The organism is Streptomyces sp. NPDC004732, assembly GCF_040609235.1.
GTDB lineage: Bacteria > Actinomycetota > Actinomycetes > Streptomycetales > Streptomycetaceae > Streptomyces.
Genome location: NZ_JBEXJR010000001.1, coordinates 661335 through 683212, shown reverse-complemented (window position 1 = coordinate 683212; position 21878 = coordinate 661335). Strand labels below are relative to the sequence as shown.

Genomic DNA, 21878 nt, shown 5'->3' with positions numbered 1-21878 from the left:
TCAGGCTCCGTTCTGCAGAAGCGGCGAGAGGCGGGCGAGGCTCGCGAGGACCTCGTCCTTGGAAAGCCCGAAGTCGACGAGGCAGGCCACCTCGTCCACGCCCATGTCGTGGAAGCCCTCAAGGGTCGCGCGGGCCTGCTTCGCGTCGCCGATGAGCGAGCTCGACGTGACGTACCGCTGGAAGACCATCTCCAGGAAGTCCGCCCGGTCCCGGTCCAGGGTCCGCAGCGTCTCGGACTTGTCGCGCGACTCGCTCTGGCCGGAGGTCTCGTGCTGCGTGACGAAGGAGCTCAGGTACTCGATCATGGCGGGCCTGACCGTCTCCACGGCCTCGTCCATGTCGGCGCCCACATAGGTGTGCAGCATCAGCGACACGACACCGGTGTCGGGGTCGAGGCCCGCCCCGGACCGCGCCTCGCGGTAGATGTCGATGCGCTTCTTCAGCTCGGGAGGGCCGAAGTTGATGAGGGCGGACAGGACGTTGAAGCCGTTCTCTCCCGCGAACCGCCACGCGTCCTCGCTCTTGGACGAGGTCAGCCAGACCGGCAGCTCCGGCTGCACGGGCCGCGGGAAGGTCAGGATGTCGTGGCTCTCGCCCAGGGCGTCGGTGCGCTGGACGGTGTTGCCGCGCCACAGGTCCTGGAGCTGCTCGCGGGAGCGGTTGAGCACCTGCGCCCGGTCCTGGAACGCGTCGGGGTCGAGGACGAAGTCCCGCGCGTGCCAGCCGGGTGCCACCGCGAGGTCCACGCGCCCGCCGGACAGGTTGTCCACGAGCGCCCATTCCTCGGCGGCGCGCAGGACGTTGTGGAGGGGGAGGTTGATGCTGCCCGCCCGGATCCGCACGTTCTCGGTGATCATCGCGAGGGCGGCGCCGAGGACGGCCGGGTTGGGGTAGGCGCCGCCCGCGTCGGTGAAGTGCCGCTCCGGAGTCCAGACGGCGCCGAACCCGGCACCGTCGACGTAGCGGGAGACTTCGAGCAGGAGCTCGTAGGGGTCGCTGTCGCCGCTCAGCCCCGAGAAGAAGATGACGCCGAGGTCGGGGAGGGAGGAGGGAGCGGGGGCCGGGGCCTTGAGTTTCGCTTTCAGGCTCGCCAGCTGTCCGGCTTCGAGGAAGGAACTGTCAGACACGGGCGGGCTCCTGGAGCAGCAGGGACTTGATGACGTTCGTGGTGGCCGAGACCGAGCTGTTCTCGTAGAAGTCCCGCACGGAGAAGTCCAGTTCGAACGTCTCGCGGAGCTTGTTGATCAGCTGGATGGCCATGAGGGAGTTGCCGCCGAGCTCGAAGAACTCGCGCTCGTGGTCCGCGGCCGAGGCCGAGCCGGGGCCGCCGATGAAGCTCTCGAAGATCTTCGCGACGATCGCGCGGATCTCTTCGGTGGGGCCGTCGAGGTCGTCGGACCCCGCGTCCGGAGCAGTAGATGCCGTGGCCGCAGGGACAGCCGGTACAGGTGCGGACACCGGCGCGGCCGCCGGGACGTCCGCGCCGTCGTCCGAGCCGAACCCGAGCGTCGGCTCCACCCAGTGGACGTGCCGTTCGAACGCGTACGTGGGCAGGGACACCATGCGTGCGGCGGTCGCGTACTCCTCGACGGGCACCTCGGGGTCGGCGGCCCAGCCGAGCGCGACGGCGTCCGCGAAGGCCTCCTCCTCGTGCTCCAACTCGCCCAGGGTCTGCGCGAGTTCGGGTGTCAGCTCGGCCTCCGACGCGAGGTTGGCCCGCACCAGGTTGCTCATCGACCGGCCGGAGCCGATCTCGATGAACCTGCGCACGCCCGCCTCGCGCAGCGTCTCCATCGACTCGGCGAAGTCGACCGTGCGCAGCAGGTGGTCAGCCCAGTAGTGCGGGCTCCTGGCCTCGTACTCCGTGAGGACGCGGCCGGTGATGTTCGAGACCAGCGCGATGCGCGGCGCCCGGAACTCCACGGTGTGCAGGAACGTGCGGAACTCCTCCGCGGCGCCCCGCATGAGCGGCGAGTGGAAGGCGTGCGACGTCGCGAGGCGCTGGTGCCGCACCCCGGCGTCCGCAGCCCGCGCCACCGCCTCCCCGACGGCCTCGTGGGTGCCGGACAGCACGAACTGCGCGGGGGAGTTGGTCGCGGCGACCACCAGGTCCCCGCCGTCCAGCAGGTCCGTGAACGCGTCGAGGCGGTCCACCGCGAGCATCGAGCCGGTCGGGCAACTGCCCATGAGCCGCGCCCGCGTGGCGACGAGCGCCGCCGCGGAACGCAGGTCGAAGACGCCCGCGACCGTCGCCGCGACGATCTCGCCCAGGCTGTGCCCGAGGACGTAGCGGGGCCGTACGCCCGCATCGACGAGCGCGGTCGCAAGCGCGTACTCGACGGCGAACAGGAGCGGCTGCGCCACCGAGGTGTCGATGCCGTCGACCGGCCCTTCGGGGCCGAGGTAGGTGCGCACGTCGAAGTCCGTGTGTTCGTTCACGGCGTCGACGGCCTCGGCGAGACGGCGGGCGAAGTGCTCGTTCTTCGTGGCGAGCGCGGCGCCCATCGCCTGACGCTGGGTGCCCTGGCCCGCGAAGACGAACGCGATGTCGTTCGTGCCCGCCTCGGCTCCCCGGTGGTAGCGCCCGGCCCGCAGCCGGGTGACGGCCTCGGCCCGGTCGACGGCGGCCAGCGAGGCGCGGTAGGGGTGCAGGGTCCTGCCTTCGCGCAGCGTGTGCGCGTACGCGGCGAGGGAGGCGTCCGGGTCCGCGGCGAGGCGGTCCGCGAGCGCGGCGGCCTGGCCCCGCAGGGCGTCCTCGGAGCGTGCGGAGAAGGTGAGGATGCTCGGCCCCGCGTCGGCCGCGTCGGCCGTGTCGTCGGGGGTCTTCTCGGCGGGCGTCGGCGCGAAGCTCTTGAGGATGACGTGGCCGTTCGTACCGCCCATGCCGAAGGCGCTCACAGCGGCCCAGTTCTCGGCGTCGCGGTCGAGCGACAGGCCTTCGGTGGTGACGAAGTAGCGTGAGTCGTCCAGTTCGAGGGCGGGGTTGACCTCGTCGACGTTCACCGTCGGCGGCACGTAGCCGTGCTTCAGGACCAGGGCGGTCTTGATCAGGCCGATGATGCCCGCGGCGATGTTGAGGTGCCCGAAGTTGCCCTTGAGCGAGCCGATGCCGCAGGGGTCGCCGTCGAGGCCGTACGCCTGCTTGATCGCCTCGATCTCGATGGGGTCGCCGAGCGCGGTCCCCGTGCCGTGCGCCTCGATGTAGGTGATGTCCGTCTGCTTGGCGCCCGAGATCTGCAGGGCATCGCTCAACACGTCGACCTGGCCGGACACGCTGGGAGCGGTGAAACTCACCTTCTCCGCGCCGTCGTTGTTCACCGCGGACGCGGCGATCACGGCGTGCACCTCGTCGCCGTCGGCCACCGCGTCGCGCAGCCGCTTCAGGAGGACGAGCCCGATGCCGTTGGTGAAGACCGTGCCGTTGGCGCCGGAGCCGAACGGGCGGCAGACGCCGTCCGGCGAGAGCACGCCGCCCACCTGGTACCGGTATCCGGCGTGCTGCGGCAGCCGCACGTGCACGGCGCCCGCGACGGCCGCGTCGCACTCGTTCAGGAGCAGGCTCTGCACGGCGGAGTGGACGGCCACCAGACCGGTGGAGCACGCGGTCTGGACGTTGACGCTGGGGCCGCGCAGATTCAGCTTGTACGAGGTCCGCGTCGCGAGGAAGTCCTTGTCGTTGCCGTGCCTGATGACCATCTCGCCGAGCGACTCGACCAGATCGCGGCGGCGCAGGGCGCCGAAGAGGTAGGTGCTCATCCCCGAACCGGCGAAGACGCCGATGCGCTGCTGGGTGCGGTGCGGGTCGATGTTGGCGCGCTCCAGGAGCGACACCGACGACTCGAGCATCAGGCGCTGCTGGACATCGAGGATGTCCGCCTCGCGCGGGGAGTAGCCGAAGTACGTGGAGTCGAACTCGGCGACGCCGTCGAGGACCCCGGCCCGCTTCACGTAGTCCGCGCGCGACCGCCGCCCCTGAGGCACACCGGCCGCGGCGACCTCCTCGTCCGTGAGGTCCCGGACGGCGCTCTCGCCGTCCACCAGCTTTCGCCAGAACTCGTCGACGTCGTCGGCCTGCGGCAGGCGGCACTCCATCGACACGATGGCGATCAGCTCGTCGTCACTTTCCATGTTCATCCTTGGTCGGGTGCGGGGAGGGGGGTGGGTTGCCAGGACAGGCCCTAGCGGCGACGGGCGCGCCGGGTCGAGAGCACGCGGCCGCGCGCGGCACGGCCTGAGGCCGACGAGGCGCCCGGCGCGGGGTCGCGGGGCGCCTGCGTCACGGAGGTGAGGAAGCGCCGCTGCGCGTTGAAGGACGCGTGCTCGAAGAGGCGTACGAGGGGGAAGCGGACGCCGAACTCGCGCTGGAGCTCGGCGTGGAGCACCACGATGGTCAGCGAAGTCCCTCCCACGTCGAAGAAGTTGGCCTCGCGGTCGGTCAGGGACCCTGCCCCGCCGCCCGCCACGTCGAGCCAGATGCGTTCGAGCCGCTCGGCCACCGGGCGACCCGTCTCCGCCGCGGCCGCAGTCCGCTCGGCCTCGGCGCGCCGGGCCCGCTCCTCGACGTGGACCCGGGCTACCTCGGCGAGCGCCTTGCGGTCGGCCTTGCCGTTGGGGAGCTTCGGCAGCTCGGGCAGGAAGAGGAAGGCGGACGGGAGCATGACGCTCAGCAGGCGGCCGCCCACGTAGTCGCGCAGCTCCCGTTCGGCCGTCGCGTCGCCCTCCACGACCGCGATGATGACCTTGGTGAAGCGGTCCTCCTGGGCGCAGACGAAGACGTCGCGGACGCTGCTGTGGGACTGGATCGCGGAGCGGACCTCCTGCAGTTCGATCCGGACGCCCGCGATCTTGATCTGGTCGTCCGCCCGGCCGAGGATCTCCAGGCCGCCGTCAGGACTGCGGCGTCCGAGGTCGCCCGTCGGGTACGCGACGACGCGCTCCTCGCCGATGGCGACCTCGACGAAAGGCGAGACCATCCGGCCGTCGACCAGATAGCCGTGCGAGGGATGGTCGGCCGCGATGTGGATCTCACCGGAGGTGCCGTCCGGGCACAACTTCCGGTTCTCGTCCAGGACATGTGACCGCGAATGGGGAAGGCTCCGGCCCACTGGCTGGATTCCTGCGGCCGGATTCCGGGGGACGCGGTAGAAGTGCTGGGCCAGCGTCGTCTCGGTGGGCCCGTAGAGGTTCACGACCTGGCAGTCGGGAAAGAGCTCCTGCCACGCGCCGACAAGGGCGCCGTCCAGCGGTTCGCCCGCGAAGAAGGAGAGGCGGACGCCGGATATCGGCTCGCTCGGCGCGGCGCCGGACAGCCACACCTTGGCGAGCGAGGGCACGAGATGGAAACCCGTGATCTCGTTGCTCCGCAGGAATTCGAGGACTCCGTCGGCGTCGAGGTGCCGCTCGTCGGGAACGCACAGTGTGGCCCCGGAAAGCAGGGGCGTCAGGGCGTCCCGGAACCAGACGTCGAAGGAGAGATTGGTGAGGTGCGCGAACCGGTCGTGCGGGCCGATGCCGAATTCGTCCGACTGCCACTCCAGGAACCGGGACAGGCCGGTGTGGCTGCCGACGATCGCCTTGGGCTGCCCGGTGGATCCCGAAGTGAAGGCGATATAGGCGTAGTCCTCGTTGTCGAGGACCGCGGCCGCGGCGCCGCCCTCGCCCGGCACGGCGGGCCGCAGAGCGATCCGGTGACCGTCCGCGCAGTCGACGGTCGCCCGCGCCGGGCCGCAACCCAGCATCGTCTCGCGCCGCACCTCCGGCAGCGCTTCGTCCACGAGCATGACGATCGCCCCGGACATCCACACGCCGAGGACGGCCACGACCGCCGACGCGCCGCGGCTGCCGAGAATGCCGACGACGTCACCGCCGCCGACGCCCTGCGCCCGCAGGCCGACCGCCACCTTCTGGGCGCGTGAAAGCAGCTCGGAATACGACATCGAATCGGTGGGGGAAGTGATTGCGGTCGCGTCGGAGAATTTCTCGCACGCCCGCTTCAAAAGGGTGTCGACCGCCTGCACGGATAACTCTCCATGGGGGTGGGAATTTGGCACGAAACGGAAGAGGAAAGGCTCTCCGTGGCATCTGGCGCCGATGCTTCCAGCCGAAATCGATCACCGTCAAGCGGCAAATATCTGCCGCCAGGAGGCACAACCGGCAAATATTTGCCGGTTGTTGGACGGGGCCCGCTGCCACGCCCGCGCATCGATGAACCCGCAGGCACAGGTGCCGGAGATCACACTGTGTACTCCTTGAGTGACGGTAGTATGCGGGCTGAGCCGCGATGATCTTGTGCTGGCGGGCCGGTTTCCTATTTCGTGCCCATGTATGACGCAACTGAGAGGTAATTCCAGGTGGTGCACCACACCGCGAGGCTCCCGGACTTGTTGCGTGCCTGGCGGGTCACCGCGGGAAAGAAATTGCAGCGCGGCAAGCCGCTGCCCCAGAAAGAAGTCGCCGAGCGCATGGAAGTGAGCGAGCGCTGGTACCGCAATCTGGAGAGCGATGCCGGTGTACCCCTCACCCCCGACGCACTGACGCGGCTCGCCGCCGCGCTTGCGCTCGGTCCCGACGAGCGCCTGGCCCTGTACGGAAACGTGCACGCGCACGCCGACCCGGCCACGACCGGCGTCGGCCCCGGCCCCGGCGACGGCACGGAACCCCGGTGCGCGCTCGCCGAACTGCTCGCCACCCAGGAGCAGTTCCCCGCCTACCTGGTCGACCAGTCCTGGGACGTCCTCGACCACACGGGGACCATGGCCACCTGGTTCCCCTGGGTCCTCGAACCCGGCGCCAATCTCCTGCGCTGGGTCCTCACCTCCGCGCAGGCACGCGAGCAACTCACCGAGTGGCCCGCGCACGCCGCCGTCTATCTGGCCCAGCTACGCTTCGCCCTGGTGACGAGCCGGGGCGAGGGCCCGCTGGCCGCGCTCCTCGACGAAGTGCTCGACGACCACGAGTGCCGGAGCCTGTGGGGCCAGGATCTCAACGTCATCGCCTACCGGCAGGGGCACCGCTTCAGGCTGCGCCTGCCGCACGTATCGGCGGAAGAGATCACCGTCACCTCACAGGTACTGCTTCCCGCGTACCGTCAGGAGATCCGTTACGTACTGCTGCTGCCGTCGGAGACCTCGGCGCGGCAGGACGGAACCCGAATACAGCCCCCATCCCAACCTCGGGCCCAAGCCCTGTGATTTCCAGGAGGACGCGATCGTGAGCCGGCAGGTGGGACCAGCAGTGGTGGACGGCGATTCCGGGCAGCAGAACAAGATCGGTGGCCGCGTGCTCGCCGCCGCCTCCGTCACGGTGGTGCTCTGGGCGTCGTCGTTCATCTCGATCCGCAGCTCGGGCGAGCACTTCGGACCGGGCGCGCTCGCCTTCGGCAGGCTGGCGGTGGCGTCCCTCGTCCTGGTCGCCATCCTGCTGGTCAGGCGCGGAGGGCTGCCGCCCCGCGAGGCATGGCTGGGCATCGGCGCCTCGGGAGCCCTGTGGTTCGGTGCCTACATGGTCGCGCTGAACTGGGGCGAGCGGGAAGTGGACGCCGGTACGGCCTCCATGATCGTCAACGTCGGGCCGATCCTGATGGCGCTCCTCGGCGGCTGGCTGCTCAAGGAGGGCTTTCCGCCCAAGCTGATGGCGGGCATGGCGGTGTCCTTCGCCGGAGCCGTGGTCGTCGGGTTCGCCACGTCCGGCGGGAGCGGCTCCTCCCTCCTCGGCGTGCTGCTGTGCCTGGTCGCCGCCGTGGTCTACGCGGTCGGCGTGGTGCTGCAGAAGCCGACGCTGAAGCACGCCACACCCCTCCAGGTGACGACGTTCGGTGCGCTCACCGGCGCCGTGGTGTGCTCGCCGTTCGCCGGACAGTTCGTGTCGGAGGTGGGCAGGGCCCCGGCGTCGGCGACGGCTCAGGTGGTGTACCTGGGGGTGTTCCCGACCGCCCTCGCGTTCAGTACTTGGGCCTATGCGATCTCCCGCAGCACCGCCGGAAAGATGGGTTCGACCACATACGCGGTGCCGGTGATCGTCATCCTCATGTCGTGGCTGTTCCTCGGCGAGGTCCCCGGCTGGCTCGCGCTCCTCGGCGGTCTGCTCTGCTTGTCCGGCGTCGCGGTGTCACGCATGAGGGGGAAGGTGCGGGAGCAGGCCCCCGTGGACCCGGTGGCGGGGCCCGTCACCACGGAGGCCGACGCGTCGGCGAAGTCCGCTCGGTAGAGGTCCCAGTTTCCCTCAACGACTTGACTGCGGCAGCTCCTTCAGCGGAGTTTGGAGTTCACAACTTGTACATGGCCCGGTACCCGTTTCAGAGACCGGCGTCACGGGGGGCCACGGGCCGCCCGAATGAGGGCAAAGGGTGAGAGTCAATGGAGACTCCGGGGTCGCAGTCGTCTCTGCACCGGGCCAATCTCGAGCGGGTCGTACGCGCCGTGCGCCTCGCCGGGTCGCTCACGCAGGCGGAGATCGCGAGGACGACGGGCCTGTCGGCCGCGACGGTCTCCAACATCGTCCGGGAGCTCAAGGACGGCGGGACGGTCGAGGTCACGCCCACCTCGGCGGGCGGCAGGCGGGCCCGCAGCGTCTCCCTGAGCGGTGACGCGGGCATCGTCATCGGCGTCGACTTCGGCCACACGCACCTGCGCGTGGCGATCGGCAACCTTGCCCACCAGGTGCTCGCCGAGGAGTCCGAGCCGCTGGATGTGGACGCGTCCGCCGCGCAGGGCTTCGACCGGGCGGAGCAGCTGGTCAGCAGGCTGATCGCGGCCACCGGAGTGGACCGTACGAAGATCGCCGGAGTCGGGCTCGGCGTGCCGGGCCCCATCGACGTGGAGTCCGGCACCCTCGGCTCCACCTCGATCCTGCCGGGCTGGACCGGCACCAAGCCCGCCGAGGAGCTGGGCGGCCGCCTCGGGGTGCCCGTGCACGTCGACAACGACGCCAACCTGGGCGCGCTCGGCGAGCTGGTCTGGGGCAGCGGCCGGGGCGTCAAGGACCTCGCGTACATCAAGGTCGCCAGCGGTGTCGGCGCGGGCCTCGTGATCAGCGGGCGGATCTACCGCGGCCCCGGCGGCACCGCGGGGGAGATCGGGCACATCACGCTCGACGAGTCGGGCCCGGTCTGCCGCTGCGGCAACCGCGGCTGCCTGGAGACCTTCACCGCCGCCCGTTATGTCCTGCCGCTGCTCACCTCCAGTCACGGCACCGACCTGACCATGGAGCGCGTGGTCGGCCTCGCGCGCGAGGGGGACCCGGGGTGCCGGCGCGTGATCGCCGACGTCGGGCGGCACATCGGCAGCGGCGTCGCGAATCTCTGCAACCTCCTCAACCCCTCCCGTGTCGTGCTCGGCGGCGACCTCGCGGAGGCCGGGGAGCTGGTGCTCGGGCCGATCAGGGAGTCGGTCGGGCGGTATGCGATCCCGAGCGCCGCGCGTCAACTGTCCGTGCTGCCCGGGGCACTTGGCGGGCGCGCCGAAGTGCTCGGCGCACTGGCCCTCGCACTGAGCGAGATGGGCGATTCGACCCTTTTGGACGGAACGATGACTGCGAGCGCACCTGCCTTCACTTAGATAACGCATGGCACCGTTGTCATCTCGTTAAGGATTTACTCCTTGACGCTGGTGTGGCGGCCGAGTTGACTTCGAGCCACCTCGGCCGCAACGACGCGGCCTCGTCAGGGAGGCACCCCACCATGAACGCATTGACGCGTCGCGTCGTCATAGGCACGGCCGCGGTTTCGATGGCACTCGCCATGACCGCTTGTGGCAAGGCAGGCGACGACGACGACAAGGGCAGCGGCGACAACAAGACCATCGGTCTGCTGCTCCCCGAGAACAAGACCACGCGCTACGAGACCTTCGACCGCCCCTTCATGGAGGCGAAGATCAAGGACCTCTGCTCGGACTGCAAGGTCAAGTACAACAACGCGGCCCAGGACATCGAGACCCAGAAGAAGCAGTTCGACGCCCTCGTCACCCAGGGCGTCAAGGTCATCATCCTGGACGCGGTCGACTTCAAGTCGACCAAGTCGTGGGTCAAGCAGGCCGACAAGCAGGGCGTGAAGGTCGTCGCGTACGACCGCCTCGCCGAGGGCCCGCTCGCCGCCTACGTCTCGTACGACAACGAGAAGATCGGCCGCCTGCAGGGCGGTGCGATGGTCAAGGCGCTCGGCTCGGACGCCAAGAACGCCAACGTCGTCATGATCAACGGCTCTCCGACCGACCCGAACGCCCCCTTCTTCAAGAAGGGCGCCCACTCGGTGCTCGACAAGAAGGTCAAGAAGATCGCGTACGAGCAGGACATCCCGGACTGGTCGCCGGACGAGGCGAACCGCAAGATGGCCTCCGCGATCGACAAGCTCGGCAAGGACGGCATCCAGGGCGTCTACGCGGCCAACGACGGCATGGCGGGCGGCGTGATCACCGCCCTCAAGCAGCGCGGCATCAAGGTCCCGGTCGGCGGCCAGGACGCCGAGCTCGCGGGCATCCAGCGCATGCTGAGCGGCGACCAGGACTACACGATCTACAAGCAGATCAAGCCGGAGGCCGAGACCACCGCCGAGATCGCCGTCCGCCTGCTGCAGGGCAAGGACATCGACGCGATCACCGACCGCAAGGTCGACTCGCTGAGCGGCGACTTCAAGGGCATCCCGGCCAAGCTCTACGACGCGCAGGCGATCACCAAGGACGAGGTCGCGGACACGATCGTCAAGGACAAGGTCTACAAGGTCAGCGAGATCTGCACCGCCCAGTACAAGAAGGCGTGCGACGCCGCGGGTATCAAGTAGCTCCCGCTTGCGGTAAATCCGTCTCTACGAGACGAGGCCCGCGGACCCGCGAGAGCGCTCCCCGGCCCCCGTACGGGACGGCTTCCAGTACCGGCCCGGTGCCCGCCCCATCACACCGCCCCGCAAACGGGGGGCGGGCACCGGACCTGCCCTTGCTGCACCACCATTCCCCGCCGGTCAGGCGGCGAAGGAGATGATTCACGTGTCCGCTACGCCCGTGCTGGCGTTGCGCGGGGTCTCCAAGCGGTTCGGCGCCGTCCAGGCGCTCACGGACGTAGACCTCGAGATCCACACCGGTGAGGTGGTCGCCCTGGTCGGCGACAACGGCGCCGGCAAGTCCACTCTCGTCAAGACGATCTCGGGCGTTCACCCGATCGACGACGGGACCATCGAGTGGGAGGGCAAGGGGGTCCGCATCGGACGCCCGCACGACGCCCAGAACCTCGGCGTGGCCACCGTCTACCAGGACCTGGCGCTCTGCGACAACCTCGACGTCGTGGCCAACCTGTTCCTCGGCAGCGAGCTGAAGACGGCCTCCGTCCTCGACGAGATCAAGATGGAGAAGCGGGCCAAGCAGCTCCTCGACACCCTCTCCATCCGCATCCCCAGCGTCCGCATCCCGGTCGCGGCGCTCTCCGGCGGCCAGCGCCAGGTCGTCGCCATCGCCCGTGCGCTGGTCGGCGACCCCAAGGTCGTCATCCTCGACGAGCCGACCGCGGCCCTCGGCGTCGAGCAGACCGCCCAGGTCCTCGACCTGGTCGAGCGGCTGCGCGAGCGCGGCCACGGAGTCATCCTCATCAGCCACAACATGGCCGATGTGAAGGCCGTCGCCGACCGGGTCGCGGTGCTGCGGCTCGGCCGCAACAACGGCACCTTCAGCGTCGCCGACACCACCAACGAAGAGATCATCGCCGCCATCACCGGCGCCACGGACAACGCCGTGACCCGCCGCAGGGCGCGCACGGCCACGGCGACGAAGGAGGACGCAAAGTGAGCGACCTCGCCAAGACCCCCAAGGCCCCTTCCGACGCGCCGCCCGAGGCCCAGCCCTCGGCCGCGCCGGTCGCCGCGGTCGACCCCCGCCTGCTCGTCCGCGAGGAGGGCCTGGCCGGTTACTGGACCGAGTTCAAGCGGAAGATGCGCGGCGGTGAGCTCGGTTCGCTGCCCGTCGTCGTCGGTCTGATCGCCATCGCGATCATCTTCCAGATGAAGAACGAGCACTTCCTGGACGCGAGCAGCCTCGCGAACATCGCCGTCTTCACTTCCGGCCTCGGCATCATGGCCGTCGGCATCGTCTTCGTCCTGCTGCTCGGCGAGATCGACCTCTCGGTCGGCTCGGTGGCGGGCATGGGCGCGGCGGTGTGGGCCGTGCTGAGCGTCACACACGAGCTGAACGACTGGCTGTCGGTCTTCATCGCCATCGCGTCCGGCCTGGTCATCGGCTGCCTCCACGGCTTCTTTTTCGCCAAGATCGGCGTGCCCGCCTTCGTGGTCACCCTCGCGGGCTTCCTCGGCTGGAGCGGTCTGCAGATCTGGCTGATGGGCGGCGAGGGCAGCATCAACACGCCCGAGGGCAGCGTCGTCGAGGACCTGACCGGGCACTTCTTCGCGGAGAAGGGTGCCGCCTACGGCCTCGCGGCCGTCGCGATCATCGCGTACGCGGGCTCCCTGCTCCTCGACAGCAAGCGCCGCAAGGCCGCCGACCTCCCGTCGCGGCCGGTCAGTGAGATCGTCCTGCGCACGGTCGTCGTGGCCGTCCTGGCGGGCGGCGCGGCGTACGAGCTGAACGAGCCGCAAGGCGCCCGCGGCCTCCCGCTGGCCCTGGTGCTCTTCCTGGCCGTCCTGGTGATCGCGGACTTCGTGGCCCGGCGCACCACCTTCGGCCGCCAGGTCTTCGCGGTCGGCGGCAACGCGGAGGCCGCGCGGCGCGCGGGCATCAACGTCGACCGGATCCGGATCATCGTCTTCGGCATCTCCGGCATGCTCGCCGCCTTCGGCGGCCTCTTCATCGCCAGCCTCTCGGGCGGCGCCACGAAGAGCCTGGGCGGCGGCAACACACTGATGATGGTGATCGCGGCGGCGGTCATCGGCGGCACGAGCCTCTTCGGCGGCCGCGGCAAGGTGTGGTCCGCGCTGCTCGGCATGCTGGTGATCCAGTCGATCCAGCAGGGCCTGAACATGCTCGGCATGGCGAGCGAGATCCAGTTCATGATCACCGGAGCGGTCCTCCTGGCCGCGGTGGTGATCGACTCCGTCTCGCGCCGCACCCAGAAGTCCGCAGGTCGAGCCTGAGCCAGTCACCCCAGACGCACCGCCACGGGAACGTTTGCCCCGTGGCGGTGCGTCTGTTCGTGTGACCGGGAAAACGCCTCCCGGACGCGTGCTTCAGTGGCGGAACATTAGACTCGACAGACCCGGCAACGCTCGAACAGCACATCTCAGCTCTACTGCAAGGAGGCACGGGTGCCGCTGCTGACCCGCATCACGGGACCGCGCGATCTGGACCGTCTCAGCCCGGAGGAGCTGAACCAGCTGGCCGGAGAGATCCGCAGCTTCCTCGTCGACGCTGTCGCCAAGACCGGCGGCCACCTCGGGCCGAACCTCGGCGTGGTCGAGCTCACCATCGCCCTGCACCGCGTCTTCGAGTCCCCGCAGGACAAGGTTCTCTTCGACACCGGTCACCAGAGCTACGTGCACAAGCTGCTCACCGGCCGCCAGGACTTCGGCAAGCTCCGCACCAAGGGCGGCCTCTCCGGCTACCCCTCGCGCGCCGAGTCCGACCACGACGTGATCGAGAACAGCCACGCCTCCACCGTCCTCGGCTGGGCCGACGGCCTGGCCAAGGCCAACGAGGTCCGCGGCAAGGACGACCACGTCGTCGCCGTCATCGGTGACGGCGCGCTCACCGGCGGCATGGCCTGGGAGGCGCTGAACAACATCGCGGCCGCCAAGGACCGCCCCCTGGTCATCGTCGTCAACGACAACGAGCGGTCCTACGCCCCCACGATCGGTGGCCTGGCCAACCATCTGGCCACGCTGCGGACCACCGACGGCTACGAGCGGTTCCTGGCCCGTGGGAAGGACTTCCTGGAGCGCACGCCCGTCGTGGGCAAGCCGCTCTACGAGACCCTGCACGGCGCCAAGAAGGGCCTGAAGGACTTCATCGCCCCGCAGGGCATGTTCGAGGACCTCGGCCTGAAGTACGTCGGCCCGATCGACGGCCACGACATCGAGGCCCTGGAGTCCGCCCTGCAGCGCGCCAAGCGCTTCGGCGGCCCGGTCATCGTGCACTGCCTCACCGAGAAGGGCCGCGGCTACCAGCCCGCCGAGCAGGACGAGGCCGACCACTTCCACGGCATCGGCCCGATCCACCCCGACACGGGCCTGCCCATCGCCGCCTCCGGCATGGACTGGACGTCCGTCTTCGGCGAGGAGATGGTCAAGCTCGGCCGGGAGCGCGCGGACATCGTCGCGATCACCGCCGCCATGCTGCAGCCCGTCGGCCTGAAGAAGTTCGCCGACGAATTCCCCGACCGGGTCTACGACGTGGGCATCGCCGAGCAGCACGCGGCCGTCTCCGCCGCGGGCCTGGCCAGCGGCGGCCTGCACCCCGTCTTCGCGGTGTACGCGACGTTCCTCAACCGCGCCTTCGACCAGCTCCTGATGGACGTGGCCCTGCACAAGTGCGGCGTCACCTTCGTCCTGGACCGGGCCGGTGTCACCGGCACGGACGGCGCCTCGCACAACGGCATGTGGGACATGTCGATCCTGCAGTGCGTGCCGACGCTGCGGATCGCCGCGCCGCGCGACGCCGACCAGGTCCGTCTCCAGCTGCGCGAGGCCGTCGAGGTCGACGACGCCCCGACCGTGGTGCGCTACTCCAAGGGCGCGGTCGGCCCGGCGGTCAAGGCCGTCGGCAAGGTCGGCGGCATGGACGTGCTGCGGAACGCGGGCACGAAGAAGCCGGACGTCCTGCTCGTCTCCGTCGGCGCGCTCGCGCCCATGTGCCTGGAGATCGCCGAGCTGCTGAACAAGCAGGGCATCACCACGACCGTGATCGACCCGCGCTGGGTCAAGCCGGTCGACGAGGCCATGGCGCCGCTCGCCGAGCAGCACCGCGTCGTCGTCACCGTCGAGGACAATTCCCGCGCGGGCGGTGTCGGGTCGGCGATCGCGCAGGCCCTGCGCGACGCGGGCGTCGATGTGCCGCTGCGCGACTTCGGCATCCCGCCGCGCTTCCTGGACCACGCCTCGCGCAAGGAGATCATGGCCGAGATCGGCCTGACCGCGCCGGACATCTCCCGTCAGGTGACGGGCCTGGTCGCCAAGCTCGACGGCAGGTACGAGCGGACCGCCGTGGGTTCGGTGGACTCCGTGGAGCCCGCCCGCGACTGACGTCAACACGCACCGCCGATGGGCCGGTCCCCCCACCCTGTACGGGTGGTGGAACCGGCCCATTCGCGTGAATGGGCCCGTCCCGGGGCTTACGGGGTACTCGGCCTCTCGATCATGTCGGGGACGACAAGCGTGGGAGGTACGCCCGTGAGCAGCACCCTCTTCAGGACGAAGAGCGTCGAGCAGTCCATCAAGGACACCGAGGAACCGGAGCACGCGCTCAAAAAGTCGCTGTCCGCCCTCGACCTCACGGTCTTCGGCGTCGGCGTCATCATCGGCACCGGCATCTTCGTGCTGACCGGAAAGATCGCCAAGGAGACGGCGGGGCCCTCGGTCGCCCTCGCCTTCGTCGTCGCCGGGCTCGTCTGCGCCCTCGCGGCGCTCTGTTACGCCGAGTTCGCCTCGACCGTGCCGGTCGCCGGATCCGCATACACCTTCTCGTACGCCTCACTCGGCGAATTCCCGGCCTGGATCATCGGCTGGGACCTCATCCTGGAGCTGGCGCTCGGCTGCGCGGTGGTCGCGGTCGGCTGGTCGGGCTATCTGCGCTCGCTCCTGGACACCGCCGGGATGCACCTGCCGCAGGCGCTGAGCGGCACGCACGAGGGACAGTTCGGCTTCGACCTGCTGGCCAGCGTCCTCGTGCTCGTCCTCACCGCCATCCTGGTCGCGGGGATGAAGCTCTCCTCGCGGGTCACCAACGTCATCGTCGCCGTCAAGGTCACCGTGGTGCTGCTGGTCATCATCGTCGGGGCCTTCCTCATCACGGGCGCCAACTACGACCCGTTCATCCCGCCGTCCGAGCCCGCCGAGGGCGGCGGCGGCATCACCGCGCCACTGGTGCAGCTGATGTTCGGCTTCACTCCCTCGCACTTCGGCGTGATGGGCATCTTCACCGCGGCGGCCGTCGTCTTCTTCGCGTTCATCGGCTTCGACATCGTCGCGACCGCCGCCGAGGAGACCCACAACCCGCAGCGCGACGTGCCCCGCGGCATCCTCGGCTCGCTGCTCATCTGCACGATCCTGTATGTCGCGGTCTCCGTCGTCGTCACCGGCATGCAGAAGTACACCGAGCTCTCCACGGACGCGCCGCTCGCGGACGCCTTCAAGGCCGTCGGGCACCCGTTCTGGTCGGGCGTGATCAGCTTCGGGGCAGCCGTCGGACTCACCTCCGTCTGCATGATCCTGCTGCTCGGCCAGACCCGGGTGTTCTTCGCGATGAGCCGCGACGGACTGCTGCCGCAGACGTTCTCCAAGGTCCACCCGCAGTTCGGCACCCCGTACCGCTCCACGATCCTGCTCGGCGTGATCGTGGCGGTCGTCGCGGGCTTCACCTCCATCGACGAGCTCGCCGAACTGGTCAACATCGGCACGCTGTTCGCCTTCGTCGTGGTCGCCCTCGGCGTCATCCTGCTCCGCAGGCAGCGCCCCGACCTGCCGCGCGCCTTCCGCACCCCGCTGGTGCCCTTCGTGCCGATCCTGTCGGTCCTCGCGTCGTTCTGGCTGATGCTGAACCTGCCCGCGGAGACCTGGCTGCGGTTCGGCGTCTGGATGGTGCTCGGCGTCGTCATCTACTTCGTGTACGGGCGCTCGCACAGCCGTCTGCATCAGCGCGACCCGCACGCCGACGACGCACGGTAGTCATCCGCTCTTCCATGAGCCTTCTTGTCCGGCCCCGTATGTCCCGATCCGATAGGGACTGCGGGGCCGGATAGCGTGCACCGTATGGTCGCGCCGCCCTCAGCATCACTACGCTCCGTACGCAACCTCCGGGTGCCGGGCCCGCGCAAGGAGTACGTCGCCGACCGGGGCGTCCGGAACCCCTACTGGGCCCGACTGCTCCCGCTGCTCGCCGCCCTGGCCTGCGTGACCCGGCTGCCCTCCCTGCGGTGGCCGCTGTGGAACCCCGACGAGGGGTATCTCGCCGTCCAGGCGCGGATGCTGGCGCACGGCGGTGAGCTCTACACCACGGTCGTCGACCGCAAGCCGCCGCTCGTCCCCTGGCTGTACGCGGGCACCTTCGCGCTCTTCGGCGACGGCTCGCTGCTGCCCCTGAAGGTGCTCGCGGCGGCCGCGCAGCTCCTGACGGCGGTGCTCCTCGTCTCGCTGGCCCGGCGCCGCTGGGGGGACGGGGCGGGGCGCACGGCCGGTGTGCTGTACCTCCTGATCTCCATCGGCCTCAACCCCGAGGACGCCCAGGCCGCCGCCTTCGAAGTCTTCATGCTGCCGTGCACGGCCGCCGCCATGTGGTGCGCCGACCGTCGCCGGTGGGGAGCGGCGGGCGCCGCGGTGGCCTGCGCGTTCCTCGCCAAGCAGACCGGGGGAGCGGTGCTGCTCCCGGTCGCCTGGCTGCTGTGGCGGGACGGGGCTCCCCGGCGGGACGCGGGGCGCCTGGCGGCCGGGCTCGGCGGGCCCGTCCTCGCCGCGGCCCTGCTGACGACGCCCACGGGCTTCGTGTTCTGGACGGTGACGGGATCGGGTGCCTACGCCTCCTTCACCGGCTCCGAACTCCACGTACTCGGCCGGGGACTGGTGAATGCGGCGGTCCTCGCCGCGGCCTGTGCGGGCATCGTCGCACCGGTCTTACGCGTCCTGCGCATCGCCCGTACCGGGGCCGCGGAGCTGTGGCTCTGGCTGGCCTCGTCGGTGGCCGCGGTACTGCTCGGATTCCACTTCTTCGGCCACTACTACCTGCAACTCATGCCGCCGCTGGCCCTGTTGGGGGTGGCGGCCCTGCAGATCCTGCCGCGCGAGCGGACGGTGCGGGCGATCGTCGTCTCCGGGTGCGGGTGCGCGGTGTTCCTGGCCTGGGGCCTGCTCGCGCCGCGCCCCGAACTGGCCCACGCCGCGCGGCTCGCGGAGACCGTGCGGGCCCGCACCGCCCCGGACGACCGGGTGCTGTTCTGGGGGATGCACCCGGAGGCGTACTGGCTCGCCGACCGCGCCCCCGCCAGCCGCTTCCTCACGGCCGGGCTGCTCACCAACTACAGCGGGGGTAGGAACGGGCCCCAGGTGGGGGAGAAGTACGCGGTCGAGGGTGCCTGGCCGGTCTTCCGCGAGGAGCTGCGCAGCCACCCGCCCGCGGTCGTCGTCGACGACTCGCGTGGCAAGCCGTTCGCACCGGAACGGGTCCCGTCCCTGCGGCGGATCCTCGCGGTCGGGTACGAGCCGGTGGCGCGGACGGAAGGGGCGGTGGTGTACGTACGGGTGCCGCGGGTGGTGCCCTAAGGGGCGCCGCAGCGGGTGCCTCAGGGCCGCTGCCAGGTGCGCGTGACGGTCGCGAGGGCAGCCACGACCGACCTGATGTCGCCGCGGCGCTCGCGGAGCCGGGGCTCGAACTCCAGGTGCAGGAAGGGCACGTCGTGCGCCGCGGCCGAGCGCCCCTGCATGTTGTCGAGGCCTTCGAGCGGACAGGACCTCACCCAGGCGCGGCACACGTCGTAGTCCCGCTTCCGCAGCGCGTCCGCGAGGCGGCGGCCCTCGGTGACGGCCTCCCTGCCCCGGCCCGTGGAGGCGACGACGTCGTGTCCTGGGGCCGCGTCGTCGGTCATGCCGTGCAACTGGATGCCGGGCAGGCCGCGGCGGACCAGCTCGTCGCAGACCGCGTGGAACACGGTGTCCCTGCGGTGCGCGACATCGGCCGAGTCCCCGCGCCCGGCGTCGCGGTGCGCCCCCGCGAGCACGAGGACGCCGCCGGGGGAGCGGCGCATCAGCTCGGTGCCGAGTCGTTCGGTGTCGCGGTCGGCCACCGGGTGCGGCACCTGCACGGACCAGCGGACCGGTCCTTCGAGGTCGATGTAGACGCGGCCCCAGCCGCGCGGGGCCGTGCCGTCGTCGGAGCGGTCGGCGATCTCCGCGAACCGCCGCCCGGCGGCGCGGTCGGTGACCGTGCGCACCGTGAGATCCACATCGGAAAGCCGCCGCTCGGCCTGAGAGCGCCGGTCGTCCAGGAGCAGCCCGATACCCGCGGCGACCGCACGCCGGTCGGCCCGCGAGGGGCGGCGGTACCCGCCGTCCGTGCCGAAACCGGCGGTGTACGCGCCGACGAGCTCCGTGAGGTTCCCGCGATCCCGCGCTCCCGCCCCGTCACCGGCAGCGTCGTCAGAAGAGCCCCCGCCACACTGCGCAAGGGTGAGGACGGCCATGCTGACCAGGAGAAACGTCCTGAATCCGCGCCTCCGAAGGCGGGGTGCCGGGCGATCGCGACGAGGGCTAAACGCACCGCCGACGCGATCTGGCTCACATTTCACTTACTTCGCACATCCCTCTCGGGGGTTGATGTGTCAGACCTTTCCGGAGTGCATCACTGTGTGCTCTGCTCCCCCCGCTCCACCCCTCGCACCACCCCTCGCACCACCCCTTGCTCCACCCCAGTTTTATCCCCCCGCGTCACTCCATGAGAGGAGCCCCCCTTGGCCGCTTCGCGCCAGAAGCGGCGGCAGAAGGTCCGCCGAAGGACCGACATGTCTCTGCTGGGCGGCATACGTCCCCCCATCGCCGTGCTGTCGGTCCTGCTCCTCGCCCTCGCGGCCGTCACGGCCCTCACTCTTGGACGGGCCGGACAAGAAGCCGTCCCCAAAGCGGTCAAGACGTCCCAGCAGCACTTCGCCGAGGACGGCGCCATCGCCCTGCGCGCCTCCATCGACGAATCCGTCACCGACCTGACCCGCAGCGCCGAACTCTTCAGCGCGGGTGACCCGGTGCCCGCCGACGCCGTCCTCGACAAGATCGGCAGCGTCTACCAGAAGTGGATGGGCACCGCCGTCGTCGAGATCTCCTCGGGCAAGCTCCTCGCCGCCCGCGGCGAGAACCTCCCGCTGACCGCCATCGACCGCGGCGGTCTCGCGGACAAGGACGGACTCGCCCCGCGCATGGTGCGCATGGAGAACGGCGAGACCCGACTGCTCTCCTTCGCCCTGCTCACCTGGAAGGGACAGCCCCAGCAGCTCCTCGTCGCATCGAGCAGCCTGCGCTTCCCCGGCATCAGCCTCGGCAAGGTCCGCGCCATCGCCGTCGTCGACGAGGGCGGCGACGTCCTCAGCACCGACGGCATCCCCGGACCCGAGCAGGTGGACACCGACCGCAAGCGCGCCGAGGTCAAGCAGGCCGACGGGCAGCTCAAGTCGTTCGCCGCCACCGCCGCCAAGAAGTCCCGCACCCACCCGCTCATGGCCAAGGAGCCCGGCTCGGGCGGCTTCGCCGGAGTCAGTGGCAGCCTCACCGGCGACCGCTACCTCGGCCAGCGCGCCGTCGCCGGATACGCCAACCTCGCGGGATCGGAGCCGGGCGAGTCCACCGCGGCCACCCGGCTCGGCCTCAGCGTCGTCGCGATGGTCCCGGTCGCCGAGAACCCGAAGGCGAAGAGCGACTCCGCCTTCGGCCTGTTCGCGGCGGGCGCCCTGCTGCTCATCGGCGGGCTCACCGTCTACCTCCTCGTACGCACCGTGCAGCGCCCGCTGATCCGGCTCTTCCTGGAGGGCCGCCGCCTCACCCGCGGCGACCTCGGCAGACCGGTCTCCGTGCCGCGCCACGGCGAGGCCGCCCGCATCGGCGCCGCCCTCGAACGCCTGCGCCGCCAGCTCACCGGCGAACCCGCGGCGCCGCAGGAGCGCAGGGCCCGCCGCGGCGGCCTCGGCTCCCGCACCCTCATCGCCGTCTGTGCGGTCCTGCTGCTCGCCTGGTCCGCGCCGCTCCTGCTGCTGCTCAACCGCGCCGGTGACTCCGTCGACGTACCGCAGCAGATGGTCAGCGACCAGCGCGAGCGCACCAACACCCTCACCGACCGCGTCCGCCGCGCCCTGAACGAGGGCCACGCCGACCTCACCTCGGTCGCCTCCCTCATCGGCGACCGCACCGAGGCCTCGGACATGGCCAAGGTCCTCGAAAGCACCCTGAACCAGCACTCCCGCTACAAGTCCCTGTACGTCCTCGACGCCGACGGCAAGGTCCTCGCCAAGGCGGGCGGCGACCCCCGCAGCCCGTCCGGCAAGGGGCCCTCCCGGGAGCTGATCCACGTCATCGACGAGGGCGGCAAGGAGCCGGTGATCATCGGCACCGCCGAGATGCAGGGCAGGCACGGCGCCGCCGTGGTGGGCGAGTTCCGCATCGAGTTCCTCAACTCGCTGCTCAAGCGCCCCGGCCTCGGCGAGGTCCGCGTCGTCGACACCAAGCACCGGGTGATCGGCGCCAACACCGGCTACCTCGAATTCGAGGACCTGCCCGGCGGCCGTCTCGAAGAGCTCGCGGCGAAGAGCGCCAAGAAGACGGGTCCCGACCAGAGCGTCACCCCCAGCGGGATCCTCTACCGCGACAGCGGCGACCTGCGGATCGCCGCGGCCGCCCCGTTCGACGGCGGCGGCGCGGCCCGCGCGCTCGGCTGGACCGTGGTCAGCTGGCAGCCCGTCTCCGGCCTCGCCATCCCCGAGTACACCTACCAGAACCGCACGGTCCTGGCCGGCATGCTCGGCATCACCGCGGCCGCCGCCTGCCTCGGCTGGCTGCACATCGTCGTCGTACGACCGCTGCGGCACCTCGCGGACCAGGCGGAGGCGCTCGCCGACGGCGACCGCCGCACCGTCCTCTATCCGCGCCACCACGACGAGGTCGGCGCGGTCACCCGCAGCCTCGAACTCATCAGGCAACAGCTGCCGACGGGCACGCAGCGCAAGCGGGACGGCGCCACGGCCGGGCTCGCCGGAAGGAACTGAACCG

Annotated in this window: 14 protein-coding genes; 10 read left to right on the top strand and 4 right to left on the bottom strand. The window is 70.4% G+C overall.

Features of this window, described 5'->3' with window-relative positions; all coding sequences use genetic code 11:
* From ABZV77_RS02830 to ABZV77_RS02820, 3 genes are read right to left on the bottom strand one after another with little or no spacing between them, the layout of a single operon-like run.
* Window positions 1–1128 carry a MupA/Atu3671 family FMN-dependent luciferase-like monooxygenase gene (locus ABZV77_RS02830; RefSeq protein WP_356249549.1) on the bottom strand — a complete coding sequence of 376 codons (1128 nt, stop codon included), beginning with the start codon at window positions 1126–1128 and terminating at the stop codon, window positions 1–3.
* Entirely contained in the window at window positions 1121–4129 is a 3009-nt protein-coding gene (locus ABZV77_RS02825; protein ID WP_356249548.1) for a beta-ketoacyl synthase N-terminal-like domain-containing protein, read from the bottom strand. The genes ABZV77_RS02830 and ABZV77_RS02825 overlap by 8 nt, the downstream gene beginning before the upstream one ends.
* A 50-nt stretch (window positions 4130–4179) precedes the next feature.
* Window positions 4180–6018 (bottom strand): non-ribosomal peptide synthetase, encoded by a 1839-nt coding sequence (locus tag ABZV77_RS02820; RefSeq protein WP_356249546.1) that lies wholly within the window; start codon window positions 6016–6018, stop codon window positions 4180–4182.
* Window positions 6019–6351: 333 nt separating this feature from the next.
* On the opposite strand from ABZV77_RS02820, the gene ABZV77_RS02815 reads away from it, so the two are divergent.
* From ABZV77_RS02815 to ABZV77_RS02775, 9 genes are all read left to right on the top strand, one after another.
* Window positions 6352–7191, top strand: a complete 840-nt coding sequence (locus tag ABZV77_RS02815; RefSeq protein ID WP_356249544.1) for a helix-turn-helix domain-containing protein — start codon at window positions 6352–6354, stop codon at window positions 7189–7191.
* Between the two features lie 76 nt (window positions 7192–7267).
* Window positions 7268–8206 carry a DMT family transporter gene (locus ABZV77_RS02810; protein WP_356250160.1) on the top strand — a complete coding sequence of 313 codons (939 nt, stop codon included), beginning with the start codon at window positions 7268–7270 and terminating at the stop codon, window positions 8204–8206.
* A 149-nt stretch (window positions 8207–8355) separates the two neighbouring features.
* Window positions 8356–9555 carry an ROK family transcriptional regulator gene (locus ABZV77_RS02805; RefSeq protein ID WP_356249542.1) on the top strand — a complete coding sequence of 400 codons (1200 nt, stop codon included), beginning with the start codon at window positions 8356–8358 and terminating at the stop codon, window positions 9553–9555.
* A gap of 122 nt (window positions 9556–9677) precedes the next feature.
* The gene (locus ABZV77_RS02800; RefSeq protein ID WP_356249540.1) at window positions 9678–10772 is read left to right on the top strand and encodes a substrate-binding domain-containing protein; all 1095 of its coding nucleotides are present in this window, start codon (window positions 9678–9680) and stop codon (window positions 10770–10772) included.
* Between the two features lie 193 nt (window positions 10773–10965).
* A complete protein-coding gene (locus tag ABZV77_RS02795) occupies window positions 10966–11766 on the top strand; it encodes an ATP-binding cassette domain-containing protein (RefSeq protein WP_356249538.1) in 801 nt (266 codons plus the stop codon).
* On the top strand, window positions 11763–13064 hold the full coding sequence (locus ABZV77_RS02790) for a sugar ABC transporter permease (RefSeq protein ID WP_356249536.1): 1302 nt from the start codon (window positions 11763–11765) through the stop codon (window positions 13062–13064). Before ABZV77_RS02795 ends, ABZV77_RS02790 begins: the two co-directional genes overlap by 4 nt.
* Before the next feature lie 171 nt (window positions 13065–13235).
* Window positions 13236–15167, top strand: coding sequence for a 1-deoxy-D-xylulose-5-phosphate synthase (dxs, locus tag ABZV77_RS02785; protein WP_356249534.1), 1932 nt, complete (start codon window positions 13236–13238; stop codon window positions 15165–15167).
* Window positions 15168–15281: 114 nt separating this feature from the next.
* Window positions 15282–16808 carry an amino acid permease gene (locus ABZV77_RS02780; protein WP_356249532.1) on the top strand — a complete coding sequence of 509 codons (1527 nt, stop codon included), beginning with the start codon at window positions 15282–15284 and terminating at the stop codon, window positions 16806–16808.
* A gap of 84 nt (window positions 16809–16892) precedes the next feature.
* Window positions 16893–18395 (top strand): glycosyltransferase family 39 protein, encoded by a 1503-nt coding sequence (locus tag ABZV77_RS02775; protein ID WP_356249530.1) that lies wholly within the window; start codon window positions 16893–16895, stop codon window positions 18393–18395.
* Between the two features lie 20 nt (window positions 18396–18415).
* On the opposite strand, the gene ABZV77_RS02770 is transcribed toward ABZV77_RS02775, so the two are convergent.
* Window positions 18416–19312: a hypothetical protein gene (locus tag ABZV77_RS02770; protein ID WP_356249528.1), complete on the bottom strand. Its 897-nt coding sequence runs from the start codon at window positions 19310–19312 to the stop codon at window positions 18416–18418.
* Window positions 19313–19630: 318 nt separating this feature from the next.
* Between ABZV77_RS02770 and ABZV77_RS02765 the strand changes: the two genes are divergently transcribed.
* Complete coding sequence (locus ABZV77_RS02765) at window positions 19631–21874, top strand: HAMP domain-containing protein (RefSeq protein WP_356250158.1); 2244 nt, start codon at window positions 19631–19633, stop codon at window positions 21872–21874.
* Window positions 21875–21878 lie beyond the last annotated feature (4 nt).

Coding starts and splice junctions, on each gene's coding strand:
- ABZV77_RS02805 (WP_356249542.1), top strand. CDS start 8,356: ATGGAGACTCCGGGGTCGCAGTCGTCTCTGCACCGGGCCAATCTCGAG.
- ABZV77_RS02770 (WP_356249528.1), bottom strand. CDS start 19,312: ATGGCCGTCCTCACCCTTGCGCAGTGTGGCGGGGGCTCTTCTGACGAC.
- ABZV77_RS02780 (WP_356249532.1), top strand. CDS start 15,282: ATGTCGGGGACGACAAGCGTGGGAGGTACGCCCGTGAGCAGCACCCTC.
- ABZV77_RS02775 (WP_356249530.1), top strand. CDS start 16,893: ATGGTCGCGCCGCCCTCAGCATCACTACGCTCCGTACGCAACCTCCGG.
- ABZV77_RS02765 (WP_356250158.1), top strand. CDS start 19,631: ATGTCTCTGCTGGGCGGCATACGTCCCCCCATCGCCGTGCTGTCGGTC.
- ABZV77_RS02825 (WP_356249548.1), bottom strand. CDS start 4,129: ATGGAAAGTGACGACGAGCTGATCGCCATCGTGTCGATGGAGTGCCGC.
- ABZV77_RS02795 (WP_356249538.1), top strand. CDS start 10,966: ATGATTCACGTGTCCGCTACGCCCGTGCTGGCGTTGCGCGGGGTCTCC.
- ABZV77_RS02800 (WP_356249540.1), top strand. CDS start 9,678: ATGAACGCATTGACGCGTCGCGTCGTCATAGGCACGGCCGCGGTTTCG.